The organism is Streptomyces sp. NPDC052773 (genome assembly GCF_044547145.1).
In the GTDB taxonomy this organism is placed as follows: domain Bacteria; phylum Actinomycetota; class Actinomycetes; order Streptomycetales; family Streptomycetaceae; genus Streptomyces.
This window is the reverse complement of the sequence record NZ_JBITZX010000012.1, coordinates 222,196-242,111: the sequence shown is the minus strand read 5'-3', so window position 1 is coordinate 242,111 and position 19,916 is coordinate 222,196. Positions and strand designations below refer to the sequence as shown.

The following is a 19,916-nucleotide window of genomic DNA, read 5'->3' as shown; positions in this document are numbered from 1 at the left end:
TACGGGAGTTCAGTGATCGGCGCAGCAAGGGGTCGGATCCGGCACCTCGAACGGGGTGAGCCGGCCGCCCGCGGCGGGCATGGCGGTCAGCACCAGCTCGCCCCGCTGCCACTGGGGGCGTACGTGGTCCCGGGTCACCAAGGGGGTGTGTGGGTCGGGCTGCCCGGGCCCGCCCAGCACGGTCACCCGGTCGATCGCGGAGCGGGCCAGCAGTTCGGCGACCGTCAGGGTGCCGGTGAGCCGCGCGACGCCCGGGTAGAGCACCGCGCGGCCCACCGCGTCGGGCGCGCCGTCCGTCACCTCGTACCCCCGGGCGGACAGCCGTTCGCGGGGCAGCGGGGCCGGTGTGGCGAGCGAGAGGACGACGCGCGGCCGGCCGTCCCGCACCAGGTGCGTGCAGCCGAACACGCCCTCCGCGAGGGCGAGTTCGGCGGCCAGCTCCCGCAGCAGGTGGTCCGCCGCGCGCAGGTCCTTCAGGCCCGCGTCCACCGTGAGGACGTACGGCGGGGTCATGACGGCAGGACCCACACCGGGTTGGAGTAGAACCACAGGTCGCGCCACGGGTCGGCGTCGCCGACGACGTCGATCGCCGGGCCGGCCGGGTCGACGGCGGCGCCCATGGGGCCGACGGCCGTGCGGTTGCCGTCCGTGCCGCGCAGCCGGACGTAGACGGGGCGGTCGACCTGGCCGAGGTCGTAGGTGAGGCGGACCGTGCCGGTGGACTTGTTCACCTCGTACGACGTGACGACCCTCGCGGTGGGCGCGGTGAACGTGTCCTTGTCCCGCGCCTCGCCGGTGACGTCGCCCTGGATGACGTCGACGCGGGCCAGTGTGGGCACGAATCCGGCCCAGTTGGGGCCGCCGGCCAGGGCCACGTCCACCGTCAGGGAGACCCGCGTGCCCTTCTTCACGTGCAGGGCGCCGCCGAGCGTGGCCCACCGGCCGCCGCCGGAGAGACGTACGTCGAGGGCGCTGATCAGCTGCCCGTGGTCGACCCAGATCCTGCCCGCCCGGATACCGTCCATGACGGCCGCGTACGAGAAGCCTTCGGCGCCGACGTGGGTGCGGCTGTACTGGCCGGGCCAGTAGTCGCCCTGGGTGATGTCGATCTTTCCGCCGTAGACGGGGTCCTCGTAACGCCCGTTGGCGTTGAAGTCGCCGCCCGGGCCGCGGACGGCGGTGTCGCCGTAGACCTGGTGGGAGTCGGAGTTGGCGGTGATCCACCAGGGCTTGCCCTCGGCGAGGAGGCTGTCCCACAGGCCGCCGACAGTGGCGGTCATCCAGTCGAAGCCGCCCCAGGTGCGGTACGACTCCGACGGGTAGCCGGGGAAGGAGTTGGCGCCCGGGTTGTTGTCGTAGATGCCGCGGGCGCGGGCCATGCCGAGCGGCGCGGGCAGTCCGGCGGCCTGGTGGCCGGGGGCGCCCTCGAAGCCGACGGCTATCCGGTGCCCGGCGGGGGTCGCGTCGCGCCAGGCGCGGATCTCGTGCGGGGAGTCGACGCCGCGCCGCGCGGGGTGGTTGGCGAGCATGAGCGCGTCCTTGACCTTGCGGCGGCGGACCTGCTCGGAGAGGAAGTTCAACCCGGCGATGGCCAGGGCCTCGTTGGCGGGCGTGGCGTCGCTCGCGCCCTTGACGGAGCCGTCGTAGTCGGTCTCGAACTGCTTGAGGACGGCGACCTCGTTGCGGCCCGGGTGCACGAAGACGGTGCCGTGCTCGGCGGCCGGGATGTTCCACTCCAGGCCCTGGAAGACGAGGGTGTCCTCGTACGCGGCGCGGGCCTCGCGGATGTCCGGGTTGACCTTCTCGACGCCGATCCTGGCGTGGGTGGCGCTGCCGTGGTCGGTGATGACCAGCCAGTCCATGCCGTGCCGGGCGCCCTGGCGGACCTGGTCGACGACGCGGTACTTGCCGTCGCTGCTGTACTGGGTGTGGATGTGGTGGTCGCCCGCGAGCCAGAGGAAGCCGTCCCGCTTGCGTCCGCCGGAGGCGGCGGCCGCGGGCGTCGCCTGCGGGGTGAGGACGCTCGCGGCGGCCAGACCCGCGCCGAGCAGTCCGGCGCGGCGCAGCAGCGAGCGGCGGGACTGCTGCTCGGGGGTCAGCGCCTCGTCGGGCACGGAGGTGTCGAAGGCGGCGGGCAGGGCCGCGGTGTCGTGCGGGTGGTCGTGGTGATGGTGGTGATGCCCGTGGCCGTGGCTGTGACCGTGGTGGTGGGCGTGGCCCATGGATGTGCCTCCTCGATGCCGCTGCCTTCTCGCGGCCGCCTTCTGCGGCGCGCTGCTGCGCCGCGTGAGGAGGATCAAGGCGGAAGATGAATGTTGAACGACTTTGGGGTGAGCGTGAGGAGTCCCGGACACGGCCGCTCACCCCGCCTCGCACGGAGACCTCAACTGCCCTTGCGGGTCAGCCCTGTTGCCGAAGAAGCTGAGCGTCACTCATCTCTCCGCCTCCCCTCCCCAGGAGACGCCATGCGAGGAAGACTGCTCGGCGCCCTCACCGCCACCGCCCTGACCGCGACGGGACTCGTCACCACAGGCTCCGCGCCCGCCGCGGCGGCGACCGGCTCCTCCACCGGCTCGTTCACCGTGCTGACGTACAACATCGCGGGCCTCCCCCTCGGCCTCGGCGACAGCGACCCGGAGACCAACACCCCGCTGATCGGGCAGCGGCTCGGCGCGTACGACATCGTCAACGTCCAGGAGGACTTCAATCACCACGCCGCGCTGTACGCCCACGACACCCACCCGTACCGGACGGCGACCAGCGGCGGAGCCGGGATCGGCGACGGCCTCAACACGCTCTCCGATCACCCCTTCGAGGACTTCCAGCGCGTCGACTGGAAGGACTGCTCCGGCACCGACTGCCTCACCCCGAAGGGCTTCACCCTCGCCCGGGTCCGGCTCGCCGAGGGCGTCTTCGTGGACCTCTACAACGTGCACACCAACGCCGACGTGACCGACGCGGCGCTGGCCGCGCGCCGCGCCAACATCGAGCAGCTGTCGGACTTCATCCGGACGCACTCCGCGGGCAACGCGGTGATCGTCATGGGCGACACCAACACCCGCTACACCCGGACCGGTGACAACATCCGCACCCTGGCCGCGGAGAACGGCCTCACCGACGCCTGGGTGGAGCTGGTGAAGGGCGGCACGCCCCCGGCGCAGGGCGGTGAACCGCTGCTCTGCGACCCGGCCGCGCCGGCCGACGACTGCGAGGTGGTCGACAAGATCCTCTACCGCGGCAACGGCCTGCTGGACCTGGCCGCCACCCGCTACCACAACGACTGGGCGGACTTCCTGCGTTCCGACGGCGCGCACCTGTCCGACCACTTCCCGCACACCACCGCCTTCTCCTACACCCTCGCCCCGGCGCTGCGCGCGAGCGACTTCTTCGGCGGCCCCCACGGCACCGCCTTCAACGACGCCGACGACCTGCCGGGCACCTTGTCCCCGCGCACCCTCACCCTGCGCGGCGCGGCCCGCCTGGACGCGGTCGCCCTCACCCACGCCGACGGCACGACCCTGTCCCACGGCGGCACGGGCGGCACGGCCACCTCGCTGACGCTGGCCCCCGGCGAGCATCTGACCTCGGTGAAGCTGACGCGCGGCCAGAAGGACGGACGTACACGAGTCTTCTCCGCCGCGTTCACCACCGACCGGGGCCGCACCCTCGCCGCCGGCACCCCGACCTCGGACACGACCACCTTCACGGCGCCCGCCGGGTGGCGGATCGTCGGCTTCACCGGCCGCGCGGGCGACGAGATCGACAAGTTGGGGGTGCTGTACGCGCCGATCGGCTAGAGGTTGTCCCGTATGGGCTGTGACTTAGAGTTCGCGCGGATAGGCGTGATGGAGCGCCCCGGGAGCAGGACAGGCACAGGGCCTGGTGATCATGGATTTGCGACGCTCTGTGATCACTGGGAGACCTGTTCCTGCACTGCCATCATGGCTGACCGACCCCCTGTGGGACCAATTCGTGGCACTGCTGCCCCAGCGGCCGGTCTACGCTCCGGCCCATCTGCTTCTATCGCCGAACTGTCGCGGCCTCGTTGACGGAGACCTTTTCGGCCCCGATCCGCCGCATGCGTTCGGTGCCCCATTTTCCCAATGAGGCCAGGGCCGCGTTGAGCGAGACGCCGTGCTCCGTCAAGGAGTACTCGACCTTCGGTGGCACCTCGCGGTACACCTCACGATGCACGAGCCCGTCTTCTTCCATCTCCCGCAGATGCTGGATCAGCATCTTCTCGCTGACGCCCGGCAGACCGCGTCGGAGCTCGGCGAACCGGCGGGTCCCGTAGTGGTGCAGCTCCCAGAGGATCAGCGACTTCCACTTGCCGGCGACTACGTCCATGGCCGCGTCTATGCCGCAGAAATAGGGACCACGTCGTGCTGATGTTGCCATCCGCCCCTCCAAGACGTACTTACCCACGAGTGAGTACCTGACTAATTAGTCAGTACTGGTCAACCCTACCGGCGGCGGAGAGGATTCAGCCGAACGACGAACACGAGGGGAGCCCCAAAAAATGACAACCAACAACAGCGTCCAGGTGAGTGTTCTCGGGCTGGGGGCGATGGGTAGCGCGCTCGCGGGTGCCCTGGTGAAGGCCGGATACGCGACAACAGTCTGGAACCGCTCACCGGGAAAGGCGGACGACCTCGTTGCGCAGGGCGCGGAAGCCACTGCGACGGCCGACGACGCGGTCCGAGCCAGCCGGTTAGTGATCGCATGCCTGCTGGACCACGCGTCGGTCCATGAGGTGCTCGATCCGCTCTCCGATGAGCTGGCCGGACGAACCTTGATCAACGTAACCACGACGTCACCGGCTCAGTCGCGGGAGTTGGCCGCCTGGGCTGCCGAGGCCGGGGTCGCGTATCTGGACGGCGGCATCATGGCCGTACCGCACATGATCGGCCGGCCCGGGGCATCGATCCTCTACAGCGGATCGGCCGATGTCTTCGACCAGTGCAAGCCGCTGCTCGACCTGTGGGGAACCAGTACCTACTTCGGTGAGGATGCCGGGCTGGCGTCCCTGTATGATCTCGCGCTACTCGCGGGCATGTACGTCATGTTCGCCGGATTCATGCACGGCGCCGCCATGGTCGCCCCGGCCGGAGTGACGGCGGGCGAGTTCGCTGCCATGGCCACGCCTTGGCTGACCGCCATGACCGGCGCCTTCCAAGGGTTCGCCGCAGTCATCGACGGCGGGGACTACACCGTCGAAGGTCAACAGAGCCTCCAGTTCTCCAACCTCAGTGACCTCCTGGCCGCCAGTTCCGACCAGGGCATCAGCACCGAGGTAGTCGCCATGGTCCAGCGGCTCATCCAACGCCAGATTGATGCAGGCCATGGAGAGGAAGGCTTCGCCCGAATCATCGAGAGCATCAAGCAAGCGGGCTGAAAACTCGCGCGGACGGGCGGGGGTCATGGTCGCCTGGTGGGCCGGTCGTCCCAGCGGTGGGTGGTCCGGGCGCGACGGATGAGGCTGCGTAGGGTGATGATGGCAGCGGCGAAGTCGAAAAAGGCGTTGATGACACCGGTGCGGCGTTCGTAGCAGCGTGCGAGCCGGTGGAAGGCGTTCTGCCAGGCGTGGATGCGTTCTACGTGCCAGCGCTGGGTGGCTTGGACAGGGGCCTTCTCGCCCTTGTGCGCGATCCGGCCTCGTAGTCCGCGTTGGTCGAGGGTGGTGCGGGTTTTGCCCGAGTCATAGCCGGCGTCCAGGTGCACGGCGATGTCGTCTGGCAGTGGGCCGAGGTCGTCCAACAGATCCAGGGTCGGTGCGAGCAGCGGCGAGTCATGGCTGTTGGCTCCGGCCAGGATGCGGCCCAGTGGGATTCCATAACCGTCCGTCATACCTGAGCGCTTCAGGCCCTGTTTTGCCTCGGTCGACCGGTGAGCGTCCGGCGGCTTCTCCGCCTCCGGGTGCTTTGGTGATCGACCCGTCGATGGCGATCTGGTCCAGGACGAGGCCGACGCGCGGCGGCGAGCTCTGCAAGATGGGGCCCATTCCTTGAGCTCAATGTCAGCCAGTCCCTGCACTGGCCGAGCGCGGTGGACGGCTCCTGGCCTCCTCACCTTCCTCGGCCCACAGGTCGACGAGGAGCGCCACGGCGAGGTCGGCATTGTCGAGTTTGGTGAGCGCCAGCAGTCCTGAGGCCATGCCTGCCGGGTGCGCGGCTCCCGAGTCGGCGGGAGAGACGAGCTGTCCGGCCCGCATCGCTGCATCCAGCCTGAGCTGGCGCTGCTGATCAGCCTGTTCCTGAGCTAGCCGGCGCTCGGTCTGGCGGTTCAGCATCAGTCCGATCAGGGACACAGATGCAGTGACCCCGCCACGGCGCCGCACCAGTGCCACCAGCCTGGCGGACTGCATCTCGGACAGCCCGGAGAACGGCTCGATCCACTTCGGATCATCCGCTGGAATCACCCACCCATGCCCACTCAACGCACCAACCGCCACACCGGTTACGGGACAACCCTTAGGCACGTCGGCGGGGGTTCTTCCTTCCGGGAGCCGGGGTCGGGAGCCGGGAGCCGGTGGCTCCTCCCGAGCCGGGGCCGACAGCTCCTTCCGAACCGGGGGCTGACGGCTCCTCCCGAGCCGGGGCCGATGTCAGACCCGGCTGCCATCATCGGAAGCGTTCCCGATCACCACCAGTCGTCGCACAGAGGTCAGGATGGCGAACCTCTTCACCGCAGTCGTGCGTCCGCGCCCGGAACCGTCCGAACCCTCGGACCCGGGCGAGGGCTCCGCGTCCCCGCCGGCCGCGCTGGGGCCGTTCAACCGGCGGGTGCGCCTGGTCGTCGAGGTGCTCGACGATCCGGACGAACTGGAGCTGGCGCGCGGCGTGTTCGGCGCCCAGGGCTGGGGCGTCAGACCGGTGGAGGAACGCGACGGGGTCACCCCGCACGACGGTTACGCGGGGCTGATCGTCGAGGTTCCGCTGCGCAGCTCCCGGTGGACGGCCCGGTCGACCGCCTCCGAGCAGGTCCGGTCGCTCGCCGCGCGGCGGAAGATCGACGCGTGGGTGCGCGAGGCCCAGCTGGTCCCGCCGAGACCGGAGGGGCCCAGCACCACCTACCACGTCCACCGCAAGGTGCCGGAGGGCACGGGCCCGATTCTGCGGTGGCTCGCCGAGCACTGGATCGCCGTCGGCGGCTGGGACCTGCACCACACCCTGCATCTGCGCGGCACGTACTCGGAGGAGCAACGGGCGCAGGCACTCGAGGAGTTGCGGGGGCGCCGCCTCGGCGGTGTTCCGTTCGACCCGGAACGGCACGACATCCGCAGGTCGATCGGGCCGCGGCCGCGCGACCGGTCCGACGACCGGCAGGGCCGGCTGCTGGTGTTCGTACCGGTCGGCGCGGCCCTGCTGGTCGGCTTCGCGTGCGGGATCACCCTCGCCGTGCTCACCACGCCCTGGCGGTTCCTGGCCCTGGCGGCCCCGGCCTCGATCTGCTGGCCGGTGGGCCGCTGGATGACGGGGAACGAGCCCCGTCCGTGGCTCGTCCGCCTCGGGTGCGGGGTGTTCTTCGTCGGGTCCACGTGCGTCATCGCCTACTTCTGGGCGGGGGCCCAGCCCGGCAGCCTGTCCACCCAGTTGCGCTGGCTCGGCGTCACGCTGCTGATCGGGTTCACCCTGTTCGGCCTGTGGTACGCCCTCAGCGACTCGTGGTTCAGCCGGAACGTGCAGTGGTTCCTGCCGGTCCTGGCGGCTCCGGTGCCGTTCGTGCTGCCGTGGGCGGGGTCGTTCCTGCACGCCGTGTACCTGGAGGACTTCTTCGGCATACCGGCCGACACGGTCCATGTCGCCTTCTACTGGCAGTACGCGGTCGCCCTCAGACCGCTCGGCGTGGCCGTGGCCTGCGTGCTGGTCCTGATCGCGCTGGCCGGCTGGGCCCGGCACATCAACTGGCTGACGGGCGCGGGCGGTCTGCTGCGCTGGCTGCTGCCGCTGGAGGTGCTGATCGTCGTCCTCACGGTGGCGGGCCTGGCGCTCGGCGACGTCGACAAGGCCGCCACCCGGACGATGGAGGACGCCGCCGCGGGGAGGCGCCCCGCCGCCTACTTCGGGATCCAGGGCGAACTCGTCTGCGTCACGCCCATGGCCGACGAGATCCCGGTCCTCAACGGCCCCGTCCCCACCGGGCATCCGCTCCTCGCCTTCCAGGCGAGCGGCGACGTCGTCTGGCTCTGGGACCCGGACGCGGCCCGGGGCACCGACTCCGCCCGGCACGCCCTGCGGGTCAGGGCCGAGGACGTGACCCTCACCGCCGCGCAGGGGAGGAACTGCCCCGCCGACCGAACCTAGGGGTATTAGGTTATGCTCCAGCCCCTGGGTTCCTGGAGGTGGTCGTCATGGCGCGGGCAGGGCTCACCGCCGACCGGCTCACGGCGGCCGCCGCCGACCTCGCCGACGAGGTCGGCTTCGACAACGTCACCCTGTCGGCACTGGCCCGGCACTTCGGCGTGAAGGACGCGAGCCTCTACTCCCACGTCAGGAACCTCCAGGACCTGCGCACCCGGGTCGCGCTGCTGGCCGGCGGGGAGATGATCGACCGGATCGCCGCGGCGGTCGCCGGCCGGACCGGCCGGGAGGCGCTGACCGCCTTCGCCGACGCCTACCGGGCGTACGCCCTGGAACACCCCGGCCGGTACGCGGCCACCCGCATCCGCCTCGACCAGGTCGACCCGGCCCTCGTCGCCGCCTCCCCCGCCCCGCGCCGCACCGCCGAGGTCATCTACGGCCTGCTGCGCCCCTACGGCCTGGAGGAACCCGACCTCACGGACGCCGTCCGCCTGCTGCGCAGCACCTTCCACGGCTACTGCGCCCTGGAGGCGTCCGGCGCCTTCGGCGCGCCCCGTGACGTACAGCGGTCCTGGAACCGCGCCGTCGACGCCCTGCACACCGCCCTGACCCACTGGCCCCGCGAGGAGCGGACCGACGCCCATGAGTGACCACGACCACGACATATGCGGCGAGGGGCCCGTCCTGCTCGTCCTCCCCGGCGGCGCCGGGCACCCGATGGGCCTCGGCCCGCTGACCCAACGGCTCGCCGAATGCTTCACGGTGGTGACCTACGACCCGCTCGGCCTCGCCCACGGACGGCTCGGCCGGCCCGTCCCCGACCAGCGGGTCGAGGCGTGGAGCGACGGCGCCCGGGAGGTCCTGGACGCGGTGCTGCCCGACGGCGAGTCCGCGTACGTCCTCGGCACCAGCTCCGGCGCCGTCGCCGCACTCGACCTGCTCGCCCGCCACCCCCGGCGGCTGCGGCACGTCGTCGCCCACGAGCCGCCGTGCGTGACCGTGCTGCCCGACGGGGCGCGGCAGCGCGCGGCGTTCCGGGAGGTGTACGACACCTACCGCGCCGCGGGCCCGGCGGCGGCCGCGGCCCGGCTCACGGCCGTACTGGAGGAGCGCGCACCGGACGCGCTGCCGGAAGGCCGCCCCCTCTCCCCCACCGAGGAACCGACCAGCCCCCTGGCCCTGTTCCTGGCACACGTCCTGGTCCCGTTCACCTCCTACGTCCCCGACCTGCCGACGCCCCCGTCCCCCACCCCCCGGCTCACCCTGGCGGCGGGCGAGACCTCACGCGGCCGACTCCTCCACCGCACGGCCGAGTTCCTCGCCCGCCGCGCCGGAAGCGGGTTCGCCGAGCTGCCCGGCGGTCACCTCGGGGCGCTGGAGCACCCGGTCGCGTTCGCCGACCGGCTCACGGAAATCTTCGAGGCCCCGGCACCGCTCTGACCGCTCAGCGCCCGCACCTCCCCGTACGACGGCGCCGAGCCACCGGGCCGACGTCCCGCGCGGATGTCCGCGAGCGCGTCCACGGCCGCGCCGAGCGCCCGCCGGTACAGCAGCGAGCCGAGGCTGATCCGGCGTACGCCGAGATCGGCGAGGTGGGCGACGGCCGGCCCGTCGGGTGTGTACAGCACGTTGAGGGGAATGCCGTCGAAGTCGCGGACCAGGGCGGCGATCTCGGCGGGGTCGGTGAGACCGGGCACGAACAGCCCGTCGGCGCCGGCCTGCCGGTAGGCCTCCAGGCGAGACCGGGTGCCCTCCCCGTCACCCAGCCAGTACGTGTCCGTGCGGGCGTTGACGAAGAGGCCGGGTGCCGCCGCCTTCACGGCCGCGATCTTCTCGGCGTGCCGGGCGGCCGACCCGAGCCCGTCCTCCAGATTGATCCCCACCGCCCCCACGGCCGCCAGCTCCCGCGCGAACTCCCCGACTTCCTCCGGGTCGTCACCGAACCCGCCCTCCGCGTCCACCGACAGCAGAAACGGCTCCGTCCCGAGCGCGAGCGCCAGCCGCAGGGTCTCCTCCCGCGTCGCCGCCGCCCCGTCCGGCAGCCCGGCCGCCGCCGCGACACCGAGACTGGTCGTACCGATCGCGGGGAACCTCCGCGCGGCGAGCAGCCGGGCCGATGCGTGGTCCCAGGCGGTGGGCAGGATCAGGGGGTCCCCGGCGCGGTGGAGCTCGGTGAAGGTGGTCATACGGGAACCGTAGGCGCCACTCCGTTCGGCACCCACCGAAACGTCCACGCGCAGCCCGCTCACCCCGACCGGGTCGCGGGCCGGCACTCCTCCCGGGCCGGCATGCGGCTCAGTCGCCCGAGAACCCGAATATCCCCAGGTGGGTGGGCTGGTCGTCGGTGTACAGGAGAACGTACACGCCGGTCCACCGCATGCGGCACTCATCGAGCAGCCTCTCCGTGCGGTCGGGCGATCTTCCGATGGTCGCGCGTCCCTGGGCGACCAGTTCCTCGAACCGGCCGGGCGTGGGGCGATCGGTGCCGAAGTGGTGCAGGACTCGCTCGTGCGCCAGTGGACGCAGCGTCCCGTAGTCCCGGATGTCGTTCGGCGACGGGGCGGCGGTGGTGTGGACGACGCGATCGATGTCCAGGATCGAGTGAGTCCCCTCCTCGCCCATGAACTCCTCATCGTCCCAGAGCTCTTCGAGGTCCTGGTAGGTGTCGTCGTCGCCGTAGAGCTCCTGGAAGACCTGTGCGTGCAGAGCCTCCAGGGACTTCTCGACCGTGCCCTCGTACGGAGTGACGTACTCCCACCCACTGGCGCCCATGGCCCCGCTCCCTCCTCCTGTGACATCCCGCGAGATCGGTGCCACCTCGGAGATCCACCTTAGAGAAGGGCACTGACATCGGGCCCGGGCCAGGTCCGGCGACGGGCTCAGAGCGGGATGACGTCGACCCCGTCGGCGGTCAGCCGCACCCGCCTCCCGGTCCCCTCGCTCCAGCGGACCTCCAGCTCCCCGGGACCGCCGGCCGCGCGCACGGTCACCGTGTCGGCGAGCGGTGCGGGGTCCGCCTCGCCGGTGAGGCGGGCGAGGGCGACGAAGAGGGTGGCAGCGTCGCCGGTGGCGCCCGTGAGGGTGTCGGAGAGACCGAGCGCGGGGAGCAGTTCGGCCCGTACGCCGTCCCCGGCCGCCCAGCCGGTGACCCGGACCGGCGTGCCGGGCGCGGCGCCCGTCACAAGGTGGGCCCGCACCTCGGTGGCGCCGTGCGCGAGCACGACGCTGGTGACCCGGGCTCCGCCGCCCGCCGTGTGCCGGGAGGCGGCCCAGCCGTCGCCCACGCCCAGGGGGACGATGTCCGTGCGGCTCGCGTCACCGCCCACGATCACGCTGTTGTCGTGGGTCGGGTCGGGCCGGGTCACGGTCGAGTAGGCGAGGCGGGTGTAGTGCGGGTCGTAGCGGACGTCCTCGCTGCCGTGGTTGTGGAGGCGGACCACGCCGTCCGAACGCGTCGACTGGAGCAGCCAGTTGGGCGGCCCGAGCGGGGTGACGGCGTCCTCCCGTTCGACCGGGCCCTGCTCCTCGGCGGCCGTCCAGACGGGGTGCTCCGGGGGCAGCAGCAGGCCGAGGAAGCCCTTGCTCGCCCAGTAGGGCGAGGCCGGACCGGAGTAGCCCTGGAGGACGGACGGGTCGGGGCCGTGCCAGCCGAGGGTGAGCAGGCCGCGTTCGTCGACCGCGCCCCGGTCGAGGAAGTACCGCAGCGCGCCTGAGGCGAGCCGGCGGGTCTCGCCGGGCGGGAGCGGGGTGTGGCCGGTGAGGGCGCCGAGCCAGAGGGGGGCCGTGGTGGCGAAGCGGTAGGTGAGGGAGCGCCCCTGGTGGAGCGGCGCGCCGTCGGCGCCGAAGAGGCGGGCGTAGTCGGCGAGGTGCTCGGACAACCGCCCGCCGTACACCGCCAGCAGTTCGCGGTCACCGGCCAGCCAGGCGTGCAGCACCGGATACAGGTGCATCGCCCAGCCGTTGTAGTAGTCGAACTTCCGGCCGTCGCCGTCCGTGTACCAGCCGTCGCCGAGGTACCACTTCTCGATCCGCTCCAGACCGCGGTCGATCGCGACCCGGGACGCCGCCGTCTCGTGGCCGATCTCCTCCAGGAACCCGCCGACGGTCACCGGGAACAGCTCCCAGTTGCACGGCCACGCCTCCGCGTCGACCGCGTCCATGAGCCAGTCCGCCGCGCGCTGCCGCACCGTATCGTCCAGCCGGTCCCACAGCAGGGGCCGGGTCAGCCGCAGCGCGAGCGCGATCGACGCCGCCTCGACCAGCGGCTGCGTACGGCTCTCGACGCGCGGCCAGGCGCCCGCGGTCCCGGCGGCGAGTCCGTCGGCGTAGCGCTGCAACGCGGTCTCGTCCCGGCGGAACGCCGCCAGCAGGAGCGTACGGGCGTATCCCTCCAGGCCGTCGGAGAGCCGGCCCGACCAGCTGACCCGGTCACCGGGGAGGTGGTAGAGCGCGAAGTCCTCGGTGGCGTACGGCTCCACGGCCGCGAGCAGGTGGTCGGCCGCCGCCTCCCAGTGGGCGCGGGTGCAGCCGGTGTACGGGCTGAGGGTGCGGTCCTCGGGCGGCAACTGCATGGGTCCTCGTTCCTCCGACGGTGACGGCCCGCGTGGTGACGACCGGCGCGGTCACGAGGCCCGCTGCTCCTGGGCGCCGCGCAGGTCGGTGTACAGCAGATGGTGGTCCGAGTACCGGCTCGGACGGACGTGGTGCTCGCGCGGGACGATGCCACGCAGGAAGACGTAGTCGAACTTGCTGTGCCAGTCGGTGGTGACCTCGCAGTCGCCGCCGGCCGTGGGATGGCACTGGGGGTCCGCGTCCTCGGCCAGGGCCCACATGTCGTCGAGTTCCGGGGCGTACGGTACGGCGTTGAAGTCGCCGAGGACGATCGCGCGGTCGTGCCGGGCGACTTCCGCGGCGAGAACGCGGGCCTGCTCCGCCCGGACCGCCTCCTGACGGCGTTCGGCGAGGTGGGTGTTGAAGACCCGCACGGACTGGCCGCCCACCGTGGTGGTGACCGCCATGTACCCGCGGTCCTCGGATCCCCCGTCGGGATACTCCTCGTCGACGACGTCGGTCATCGGTGCCGCCGAGAGCATGGCCTGGCCGTACTCCCCCGGCCGCCACGGCACTCCTCCGCAGCGGCCCCAGTTCCGCAGCACCGCCCCGTACTCGACGTGGTAGACCAGCCCGTAGGACCTCTCCAGATGGTCCCGGATCCGCTCGACATCCCGTACACACGCCTCCTGCAAGCCGACGACCTGCGGCGCGTACCTCGCGATCTCCGCCGCCTGGTCCTGGTCGCTCTCCTCGCACGGGTTGCAGATGTTCCACGTCATGACCCGGTTCGGCACCACGTCCCGGACGTCCTCCTCGGGCGGCGACCCGGCGAAGAAGCCGCCCGGCGCGCTGGGTCCGACGACCACCACGCAGGCCAGGACCAAGGCCCCCACGAGCCAACCCGCGCCCCGACTGAGCACCATCGCCTCCCCGAAGTGGACCGTGCGTCCGGCATCTCCGTGGTCGAGGCTATGGCACGAAGGTGTCGCCGACACACGCGCTCGGCGACGACGGCACCGTGACCGTGCGGAGACGGCCGTGCGGAGACGACGAGGGGCCGCCCGGCACGGTGCTGCCGCGCGGCCCCGCCGCACTGTCGTCGGGACGGGTGGGTTCAGGGGGCCAGGCAGGCGGCTCCGGGGACCTCGGCGGGCACTCCGGGGTGGGCGAGGTCGACGAGCCCGGTGACTTCCTGGACGGCGCAGTCCACGGTGGCCACGGGGTCGGGAACGGCCCCGGAGGGAGACGCGAGGGCTCCGAGGAGTGCGGCCCCGAGAGAGACGGCGGCGATGACGCGCTTGGTGTTGTTCATGGTCTGCTAACGACCTTGATCCATTCGGGTCACGACCGGAGCGCGACTGCTTCCCCGGTCGGGACCGCCCGGACCAGCCCCTTCGGCACCAAGTGCTGCGCGAGGAGCTCGTCGCGGACCAGGCCCGCGTAGACCGTGGCGCCGTGCACCGAGGTGTGGGTGTTGTCGCGTTTCTCGTTGTAGAGATACAGGGACTTGGACCCCTCGGCACCCAGGGACTCCACCACCGCCTTCGTCTTCGCCGTGAGGTCGATCAGGGGTACGTCCCGGTCGGCGGCGACCGCGCGGATGACGGCCGGGTGGTCGACGCCGAGGCCGTTGACCAGGAGGGCTGTGGGGTTGTTCAGGGTGCCGTCGGGACTGAACCAGCGGCGGACGATCGGGGTGACGAGGACGGGCTCGCCGCCCACCGCGCGGACGCCGTCCACCAGGGCTTCGAGGTTGGCCCGGTAGGTGGGCCCGTCGGTGGTCTTGTCGTTGTGGGCGAGCTGGACGAGGACGAGGTCGCCGGGGCGGACGCGCGGCTGGACGGTGGCCCACAGCTGCGGGTTCCGCCGGTAGGTGACCGTGCTCTCGCCGGAGTCGGCGTGGTTGGCGACGGACAGGCCCCTGCGGAGGTACTGCGGAAGCTGCTGGCCCCAGCCGGCGTACGGGTCGCCGGGCTGGTCGCAGACCGTGGAGTCGCCGATCAGGAAGATCTGCCGGGCGTGCCGCGCGGGCGTGACGCGGATGTCGGCGAGTGCGGGCGCCGAGCCGCCGATGACGAGGTCCAGGCCCGCGGAGCCGGCCGGGCCGGTCGGCTCGCCCTCGGGGGTGCGGACGTCCACCGTGAAGCTGCGGGCGACGCGTTCACCGGCGGGGGCGGTGGTCTCGGGGAGCAGGGCGCGCCGGGTCTCGCCGGTGATGCGGGTGCTGGACGCGCTCTCCCCGCCGAGGAGGACCTTCACGTCGTACGTGCCGGGCGGGACGTCGAAGTGGCAGGTGCCGGCGGCGCAGTTCTCGATGCCGAGCGGACGCGGCCCACCGTCGGCTGCCCCACCGGCCGCGTGGGCGGGGGCGGCTGACAGCGCCGTGCCCAGGGTGACCGCCACCAGCGCGGCCATACTGAAACGTCTCATTCCCGGCTCCTCGATCACGACGACGTGGTCTGGCCGTGGACCGTACCGCGTTTGGCAAGCGCTTTCTAGCCCTGTGCATCGTTTCCTGCGCCCACCGACTCTCACCCTGTGAAAGCCCTTTCCGGAAATCGATTCAACTGTCACCCTGCCAGTCACCCGCACCCGCACACCTCCCGAAGGAGGCACCCCCATGTCCGGATCCGCGCACCCGCCCGTCGGACGCCGCGCCTTCGTCCTCGCCGCCGCGGCCACCGTCGGCACGGCGGCGCTCGGCGGCCCGCCGGCCCCCTCCGCCCACGCCGCCCAGTCCGCCCCCTTCGGCTCCGCCGCCGCCTTCGGCTGGCGGGACGACGGCGGCGCCTACGTCGTCGACACCGGCGCCGACCTGGTCTTCAAGGTCGGCAAGACGAACGGCGATCTCACCTCCCTCGTCTACCGGGGCACGGAGTACCAGGGCTACGGCGGCCGGAACTCGCACATCGAGTCCGGCCTCGGCAGTTCCACGGTGACGATCCGGCAGTCCGGCCCGACGATCCTGATCTCCGTCGCGTACGGCACGCTGCGGCACCACTACGCGGCCCGCAGCGGCGAGAACAACATCTACCTGTGGACCGACAAGGCCGACGACTCGGTCTCCGCGACCCGGTTCATCCTGCGCGTGCGCGCGGGGCTGTTCCTCAACGACGAACCCGACTCCTACACCTACGCGCCCGCCGCCATCGAGGCCTCGGACGTCTTCGCCAAACCCGACGGCCAGACCCGCTCCAAGCACTACTCGAAGCTGCGGGTCATGGACTACGACCACATCGGCTGGACCACCGGCACCGTGGGCCTGTGGATCGTGCGCAGCAACCACGAGAAGGCCTCCGGTGGCCCGTTCTACCGCTCCCTGCTGCGCCACCAGAGCGCCGACGGCGGCGGCCTGTACGAGATCCTGTACTACGGCCAGAACCAGACGGAGGCCCAGCGCTTCGGCCTGCAGGGGCCGTACGTCATCGCCTTCACGGACGGCGGCGCGCCCTCGCCGTCGCTGTCCCCGGGGACGCTGACCACCCCGTGGGCGGACTCCCTCGGCATTCCGGGCTACGTCGGCGCGAGCGGGCGCGGCCGGGTGGCCGGGGTGGGGATCACCGGGCGGGACACGGCGTACCCGTACACGGTGGGGCTGGCCAACGCGGCGGCGCAGTACTGGGGTCCGGCGCGGGCGGCGGACGGCTACTTCTCCATCGGGGGTGTGCTGCCGGGGACGTACACGCTGACCGTCTACAAGGACGAACTCGCCGTCCACAGCACCCAGGTGACGGTGTCCGCCGGGTCGACGACGACCCTCGACACCCTTGCCGTCCCGTCGTCCAACGACCCCGCCAACGCCCGCGTGATCTGGCGCATCGGGGAGTGGACCGGCACGCCGAAGGGGCTGAAGAACGCGGAGCTGATGACGTACGCGCATCCGTCGGACGTGCGGGCCGCCCCGTGGACCGGCAACGTCGTCATCGGCAGCGGCACGGAGACCTCGGACTTCCCCTGCTATCTGTGGAAGGACGTCAACAGCGGGATCGTCGTCCACTTCCGGCTGACCGCGGCCCAGGCCGCCGCCGCGCACACCCTGCGGATCGGCACGACGACGGCCTACGCGAACGGCCGCCCGCAGATCGTCGTCAACGACATCTGGACGTCGCCGATCCCCTCCCCGCCCGCCCAGCCGAGCACGCGGTCGCTGACCAACGGCTCGTACCGGGGGAACAACCACACCTTCACCTATAGCATCCCGGCGAGCGCCTGGCTCACGGACACCAGCCGGTACAACACGCTGAGGATCAACGTGGTGAGCGGTTCGGGGACCACCTCCTATCTCAGCGCCGGCACGGCGATCGACGCCATCGACCTGCTCGCCTGAGGAGGCCCGGAGACGTCCTCCGACGATCCGTCAGATGGCGCGCGTCCACTGCTGGTTCGTTCCGCCGTTGCAGGTGTACGTGATGATCGCGGCGGAGTCGGCGGTGGACGCGCCGTTCACGTCCAGGCACTCGCCGGTGGCACGGGACTTGACGTTGACGTAGGAGCCGGTGGTGGTGAGCGACCACTGCTGGGCGGTCGACGAGGCGTCGCAGGTCTCCTGCGTCACCGTGCTCGCGTTCTCGCGCAGGCACAGGGAGCTGTGGCGGGCCACCAGCTGGTGGTAGCCGCCGCCGAGGGGTCTGAACCAGAACTTCTGGTTGCCGCCGCCGTTGCAGTCGTACTGCTTGAGCTGGGCGCCCGCCCACTGGGACTGGCTGGTGACGTCCGCGCACCGCCCGGAGTGCCGGGCGACGAGCGTGTGGTACGTGGCGCCGGTGCCGGTGACCGTCCCGGCGGCCGTGTCGACGGTGACCTCCGGTGTCCAGGACATGGACATCGTGGTCGGGGTCGGGAAGGCCAGCGGCAGCCAGACGTAGCGGGAGTCGTTGACCGTGCCGCCGAAGGAGTTGCCCCAGCGGTCGCCCAGGTAGAGGTAGGAGGTGGCCGAGGTTCCCTGCACCGCCAGCACGTACGCGGTCTGCGATCCGTAGGCGGTCGCGTCGCCCACGTCGGCCATGGCCGACCAGGGGCCGGCGAGGCTCGTCGCCGTGGCGTACCGCTGCTGGTTGGGGTTCCAGCCGGTCGCGCCGGAGGTCAGCATGAAGTAGACGCCGTTGCGCTTGAACAGGGCGGGGGCCTCGCGGTGGCCGCCCGGCCACGGGTTGGCGACCAGGCTCGCGACGCCCGTGTAGTCGGCGGTGAGCCGGTAGATGTGCAGGTCGTAGTTCTCGCGGGCGGCGGAGACCATGTAGCCGGTGCCGTCGGTGTCGGTGAAGACCGTGATGTCCCGGGACATGTGCTGTCCGAGCGGCCGGAAGCTGCCCCGCCAGGTGTAGTTCCCGTCCACGGTGTCGGAGACGGCCACGGCGGCGCGGGCCTCGCTGTAGTCGGTGCCGTTCTCCTTGTGCATCCACATCACGAACTTCCCGGTGGACGCGTTGTACATCACCTTGGGCCGCTCGATGTTGGCGACGGCCAGTTCGGGGTGGGTGGCCTGGGTCAGGACATGGTTCCTGAACTCCCAGGTCTTCAGGTCGGTGGAGCGGTAGGCGTCGACGTAGCGGAAGGTGTTGTCGGCGTTGCGGTGCTCGCCGAACCAGTAGTAGTACGAGCCGACCTTGATGATCCCGCCGCCGTGGGCGTGCACCGGGTTGCCCGCGGTGTCGGTGAACCGGGTCCCGTTGGCGATCGTCTGCGGCGCGGCCTGGGCGGGGCCGGCGGTGGCGAGGGCGCCGAGCAGGATGAGACAGAGGGTGAGGAGGAGCGCGTACGCACGTCTCATCTCAAGCCTCCGCCCGTGCCGTTGTGTCGGCGACCGGGACGCCGAAGTCCGGGGTGCCGTCGGGCTTCCAGCCGAGCTTCTGGATGCGGGTGTGGCGGTTGGGGTCGTTCAGCGGGTCGCCCGTGATCTCCTTGTACTGGCGTGCGTGGTAGACGAGGACGTCGGTACGGCCGTCCTCGGCGACGGTGAAGCAGTTGTGGCCGGGGCCGTACTGCTTGGTGGTGTCGTTGCTGGTGAAGACCGGGGTCGGGGACTTCGACCAGCTCGCCGGGTCCATCAGATCGCTGTCGGCGTCGGCGGTCAGCAGGCCGACGCAGTAGTGATGGTCGGTGGCGCTCGCGGAGTAGGTCATGAAGACGCGGCCGTTGCGCTGGAGGACGTACGGGCCTTCGTTGACCTTGAAGCCGACGCACTCCCAGTCGTACTCGGGCGTCGTGAGGCGTATCTGGGGGCCGGTCAGGGTCCACGGGTTCGCCATCCTCGACAGCCACACCGCGGTGTTGTTGTCCATGCCGGGCTCGTGCTGGGCCCAGGCGAGGTAGCGGGTGCCGCGGTGGGTGAAGGTGGTGGCGTCGAGGGAGAAGGTCTCCCAGGCGGTCTTGATCTGCCCCTTCTCCACCCAGGTGCCGCGGAAGGGATTGGGGTGGGAATTCTCCAGCACCCAGATGCGGATCCGCCAGACGTCCTCGGCCGGGGCGGCGGCGAAGTAGACGTACCACTTGCCGTCCACGTGGTGCAGTTCCGGCGCCCAGATGTGCGCGCCCATGTCGCCGGTGGGGTGGGCCCGCCAGATGACGGACTCGGCCGCCGTCGACAGCCCGTTCAGGGTGCGCGAGCGGCGCAGGACGATCCGGTCGTACTCGGGGGCGGTGGCGGTGAAGTAGTAGAAGCCGTCGGTGTGCCGGTTGATGTGCGGGTCGGCGCGGTTGAGGACCAGGGGGTTCACGTACGGGGCTGCTTTCCGGGGAGCGCCGGCCGGGGCGGCCTGCGGGGCGGGGGCGGCGGAGGCCGCCGACGCGACGGCCGGTGCGGCGGCCAGGGCGCCCGCGGCGAGGGCGGCGCCCTTCAGGACGAGTCGGCGGTGGGGATCTGGGCGGGAGGTGGAGGGAAGGTCGTCGGCGCGGCTCATGCGGACTGCCTCTCGGTCGCTCGATCAATCCATCAAGTGGTTCGAAATCTCGGACGCCATCTGCCATTCCGAACGCGCACAAGGTAAGGGCGTGCCAGAGGGAGGTCAACGGGTCCGAACTGAAAAGCCGGTTCGCGCACCCCGTCGCCGCTCGGCACACCGC

18 protein-coding genes and 1 pseudogene are annotated in these 19,916 nt (G+C 71.5%); 6 read left to right on the top strand and 13 right to left on the bottom strand.

Annotated features, from left to right (window positions below; translation table 11 throughout):
• Positions 1-9 precede the first annotated feature (9 nt).
• Together ACIG0D_RS25735 and ACIG0D_RS25730 are read right to left on the bottom strand one after the other, a co-directional pair.
• Positions 10-513, bottom strand: a complete 504-nt coding sequence (locus tag ACIG0D_RS25735) for a hypothetical protein (RefSeq protein ID WP_399805222.1) — start codon at positions 511-513, stop codon at positions 10-12.
• Positions 510-2,222: a PHP domain-containing protein gene (locus ACIG0D_RS25730; protein ID WP_399805219.1), complete on the bottom strand. Its 1,713-nt coding sequence runs from the start codon at positions 2,220-2,222 to the stop codon at positions 510-512. Before ACIG0D_RS25730 ends, ACIG0D_RS25735 begins: the two co-directional genes overlap by 4 nt.
• Positions 2,223-2,465: 243 nt before the next feature.
• Between ACIG0D_RS25730 and ACIG0D_RS25725 the strand changes: the two genes are divergently transcribed.
• On the top strand, positions 2,466-3,797 hold the full coding sequence (locus tag ACIG0D_RS25725) for a jacalin-like lectin (protein WP_399805216.1): 1,332 nt from the start codon (positions 2,466-2,468) through the stop codon (positions 3,795-3,797).
• Between the two features lie 223 nt (positions 3,798-4,020).
• Here ACIG0D_RS25725 and ACIG0D_RS25720 read toward each other — a convergent pair whose 3' ends face one another.
• Complete coding sequence (locus ACIG0D_RS25720; protein ID WP_365766608.1) at positions 4,021-4,398, bottom strand: helix-turn-helix domain-containing protein; 378 nt, start codon at positions 4,396-4,398, stop codon at positions 4,021-4,023.
• A 121-nt stretch (positions 4,399-4,519) separates the two neighbouring features.
• Here ACIG0D_RS25720 and ACIG0D_RS25715 point away from each other — a divergent pair, with 121 nt between their 5' ends.
• A complete protein-coding gene (locus tag ACIG0D_RS25715) occupies positions 4,520-5,395 on the top strand; it encodes an NAD(P)-dependent oxidoreductase (RefSeq protein WP_399805211.1) in 876 nt (291 codons plus the stop codon).
• 23 nt (positions 5,396-5,418) lie between these two features.
• Here ACIG0D_RS25715 and ACIG0D_RS25710 read toward each other — a convergent pair.
• Both ACIG0D_RS25710 and ACIG0D_RS25705 read right to left on the bottom strand, forming a co-directional pair.
• A pseudogene (locus ACIG0D_RS25710) lies at positions 5,419-5,968 on the bottom strand (transposase); the annotation flags it as partial.
• 48 nt (positions 5,969-6,016) lie between these two features.
• Positions 6,017-6,418, bottom strand: a complete 402-nt coding sequence (locus ACIG0D_RS25705) for a hypothetical protein (RefSeq protein WP_399805297.1) — start codon at positions 6,416-6,418, stop codon at positions 6,017-6,019.
• 250 nt (positions 6,419-6,668) lie between these two features.
• Here ACIG0D_RS25705 and ACIG0D_RS25700 point away from each other — a divergent pair, with 250 nt between their 5' ends.
• The 3 genes from ACIG0D_RS25700 to ACIG0D_RS25690 are packed head-to-tail and all read left to right on the top strand — an operon-like array spanning position 6,669 to position 9,740.
• The gene (locus tag ACIG0D_RS25700) at positions 6,669-8,303 is read left to right on the top strand and encodes a hypothetical protein (protein ID WP_399805208.1); all 1,635 of its coding nucleotides are present in this window, start codon (positions 6,669-6,671) and stop codon (positions 8,301-8,303) included.
• A 47-nt stretch (positions 8,304-8,350) separates the two neighbouring features.
• On the top strand, positions 8,351-8,950 hold the full coding sequence (locus tag ACIG0D_RS25695) for a TetR-like C-terminal domain-containing protein (RefSeq protein ID WP_399805205.1): 600 nt from the start codon (positions 8,351-8,353) through the stop codon (positions 8,948-8,950).
• Positions 8,943-9,740: an alpha/beta fold hydrolase gene (locus ACIG0D_RS25690; RefSeq protein WP_399805202.1), complete on the top strand. Its 798-nt coding sequence runs from the start codon at positions 8,943-8,945 to the stop codon at positions 9,738-9,740. The genes ACIG0D_RS25695 and ACIG0D_RS25690 overlap by 8 nt, the downstream gene beginning before the upstream one ends.
• Here the strand turns inward: ACIG0D_RS25690 and ACIG0D_RS25685 are convergent.
• The 6 genes from ACIG0D_RS25685 to ACIG0D_RS25660 all read right to left on the bottom strand — a co-directional run bounded on the left by ACIG0D_RS25685 (position 9,662) and on the right by ACIG0D_RS25660 (position 15,284).
• Positions 9,662-10,486, bottom strand: coding sequence for an isocitrate lyase/phosphoenolpyruvate mutase family protein (locus ACIG0D_RS25685; RefSeq protein ID WP_399805200.1), 825 nt, complete (start codon positions 10,484-10,486; stop codon positions 9,662-9,664). The genes ACIG0D_RS25690 and ACIG0D_RS25685 overlap by 79 nt on opposite strands.
• A 109-nt stretch (positions 10,487-10,595) precedes the next feature.
• The gene (locus ACIG0D_RS25680; protein ID WP_399805197.1) at positions 10,596-11,117 is read right to left on the bottom strand and encodes a hypothetical protein; all 522 of its coding nucleotides are present in this window, start codon (positions 11,115-11,117) and stop codon (positions 10,596-10,598) included.
• A gap of 62 nt (positions 11,118-11,179) precedes the next feature.
• Entirely contained in the window at positions 11,180-12,871 is a 1,692-nt protein-coding gene (locus ACIG0D_RS25675) for a DUF2264 domain-containing protein (protein WP_399805194.1), read from the bottom strand.
• Positions 12,872-12,922: 51 nt separating this feature from the next.
• Complete coding sequence (locus tag ACIG0D_RS25670; RefSeq protein WP_399805191.1) at positions 12,923-13,777, bottom strand: endonuclease/exonuclease/phosphatase family protein; 855 nt, start codon at positions 13,775-13,777, stop codon at positions 12,923-12,925.
• A 191-nt stretch (positions 13,778-13,968) separates the two neighbouring features.
• On the bottom strand, positions 13,969-14,166 hold the full coding sequence (locus tag ACIG0D_RS25665; RefSeq protein WP_399805188.1) for a hypothetical protein: 198 nt from the start codon (positions 14,164-14,166) through the stop codon (positions 13,969-13,971).
• 29 nt (positions 14,167-14,195) lie between these two features.
• Positions 14,196-15,284 (bottom strand): rhamnogalacturonan acetylesterase, encoded by a 1,089-nt coding sequence (locus ACIG0D_RS25660; protein ID WP_399805185.1) that lies wholly within the window; start codon positions 15,282-15,284, stop codon positions 14,196-14,198.
• A 190-nt stretch (positions 15,285-15,474) separates the two neighbouring features.
• Here ACIG0D_RS25660 and ACIG0D_RS25655 point away from each other — a divergent pair, with 190 nt between their 5' ends.
• The gene (locus ACIG0D_RS25655) at positions 15,475-17,181 is read left to right on the top strand and encodes a rhamnogalacturonan lyase B N-terminal domain-containing protein (protein ID WP_399805183.1); all 1,707 of its coding nucleotides are present in this window, start codon (positions 15,475-15,477) and stop codon (positions 17,179-17,181) included.
• Positions 17,182-17,211: 30 nt separating this feature from the next.
• Here ACIG0D_RS25655 and ACIG0D_RS25650 read toward each other — a convergent pair whose 3' ends face one another.
• Together ACIG0D_RS25650 and ACIG0D_RS25645 are read right to left on the bottom strand one after the other, a co-directional pair.
• Entirely contained in the window at positions 17,212-18,624 is a 1,413-nt protein-coding gene (locus tag ACIG0D_RS25650; protein ID WP_399805180.1) for an RICIN domain-containing protein, read from the bottom strand.
• Between the two features lies 1 nt (position 18,625).
• Positions 18,626-19,753, bottom strand: a complete 1,128-nt coding sequence (locus ACIG0D_RS25645) for a family 43 glycosylhydrolase (protein WP_399805178.1) — start codon at positions 19,751-19,753, stop codon at positions 18,626-18,628.
• Positions 19,754-19,916: the final 163 nt, after the last annotated feature.

Bases quoted from the DNA above. Each gene is read 5' to 3' on its own strand.
- ACIG0D_RS25735 (WP_399805222.1), bottom strand. From the start codon at position 513: ATGACCCCGCCGTACGTCCTCACGGTGGACGCGGGCCTGAAGGACCTG.
- ACIG0D_RS25730 (WP_399805219.1), bottom strand. From the start codon at position 2,222: ATGGGCCACGCCCACCACCACGGTCACAGCCACGGCCACGGGCATCAC.
- ACIG0D_RS25725 (WP_399805216.1), top strand. From the start codon at position 2,466: ATGCGAGGAAGACTGCTCGGCGCCCTCACCGCCACCGCCCTGACCGCG.
- ACIG0D_RS25720 (WP_365766608.1), bottom strand. From the start codon at position 4,398: ATGGCAACATCAGCACGACGTGGTCCCTATTTCTGCGGCATAGACGCG.
- ACIG0D_RS25715 (WP_399805211.1), top strand. From the start codon at position 4,520: ATGACAACCAACAACAGCGTCCAGGTGAGTGTTCTCGGGCTGGGGGCG.
- ACIG0D_RS25700 (WP_399805208.1), top strand. From the start codon at position 6,669: ATGGCGAACCTCTTCACCGCAGTCGTGCGTCCGCGCCCGGAACCGTCC.
- ACIG0D_RS25695 (WP_399805205.1), top strand. From the start codon at position 8,351: ATGGCGCGGGCAGGGCTCACCGCCGACCGGCTCACGGCGGCCGCCGCC.
- ACIG0D_RS25690 (WP_399805202.1), top strand. From the start codon at position 8,943: ATGAGTGACCACGACCACGACATATGCGGCGAGGGGCCCGTCCTGCTC.
- ACIG0D_RS25685 (WP_399805200.1), bottom strand. From the start codon at position 10,486: ATGACCACCTTCACCGAGCTCCACCGCGCCGGGGACCCCCTGATCCTG.
- ACIG0D_RS25675 (WP_399805194.1), bottom strand. From the start codon at position 12,871: ATGCAGTTGCCGCCCGAGGACCGCACCCTCAGCCCGTACACCGGCTGC.
- ACIG0D_RS25670 (WP_399805191.1), bottom strand. From the start codon at position 13,777: ATGGTGCTCAGTCGGGGCGCGGGTTGGCTCGTGGGGGCCTTGGTCCTG.
- ACIG0D_RS25665 (WP_399805188.1), bottom strand. From the start codon at position 14,166: ATGAACAACACCAAGCGCGTCATCGCCGCCGTCTCTCTCGGGGCCGCA.
- ACIG0D_RS25660 (WP_399805185.1), bottom strand. From the start codon at position 15,284: ATGAGACGTTTCAGTATGGCCGCGCTGGTGGCGGTCACCCTGGGCACG.
- ACIG0D_RS25655 (WP_399805183.1), top strand. From the start codon at position 15,475: ATGTCCGGATCCGCGCACCCGCCCGTCGGACGCCGCGCCTTCGTCCTC.
- ACIG0D_RS25650 (WP_399805180.1), bottom strand. From the start codon at position 18,624: ATGAGACGTGCGTACGCGCTCCTCCTCACCCTCTGTCTCATCCTGCTC.
- ACIG0D_RS25645 (WP_399805178.1), bottom strand. From the start codon at position 19,753: ATGAGCCGCGCCGACGACCTTCCCTCCACCTCCCGCCCAGATCCCCAC.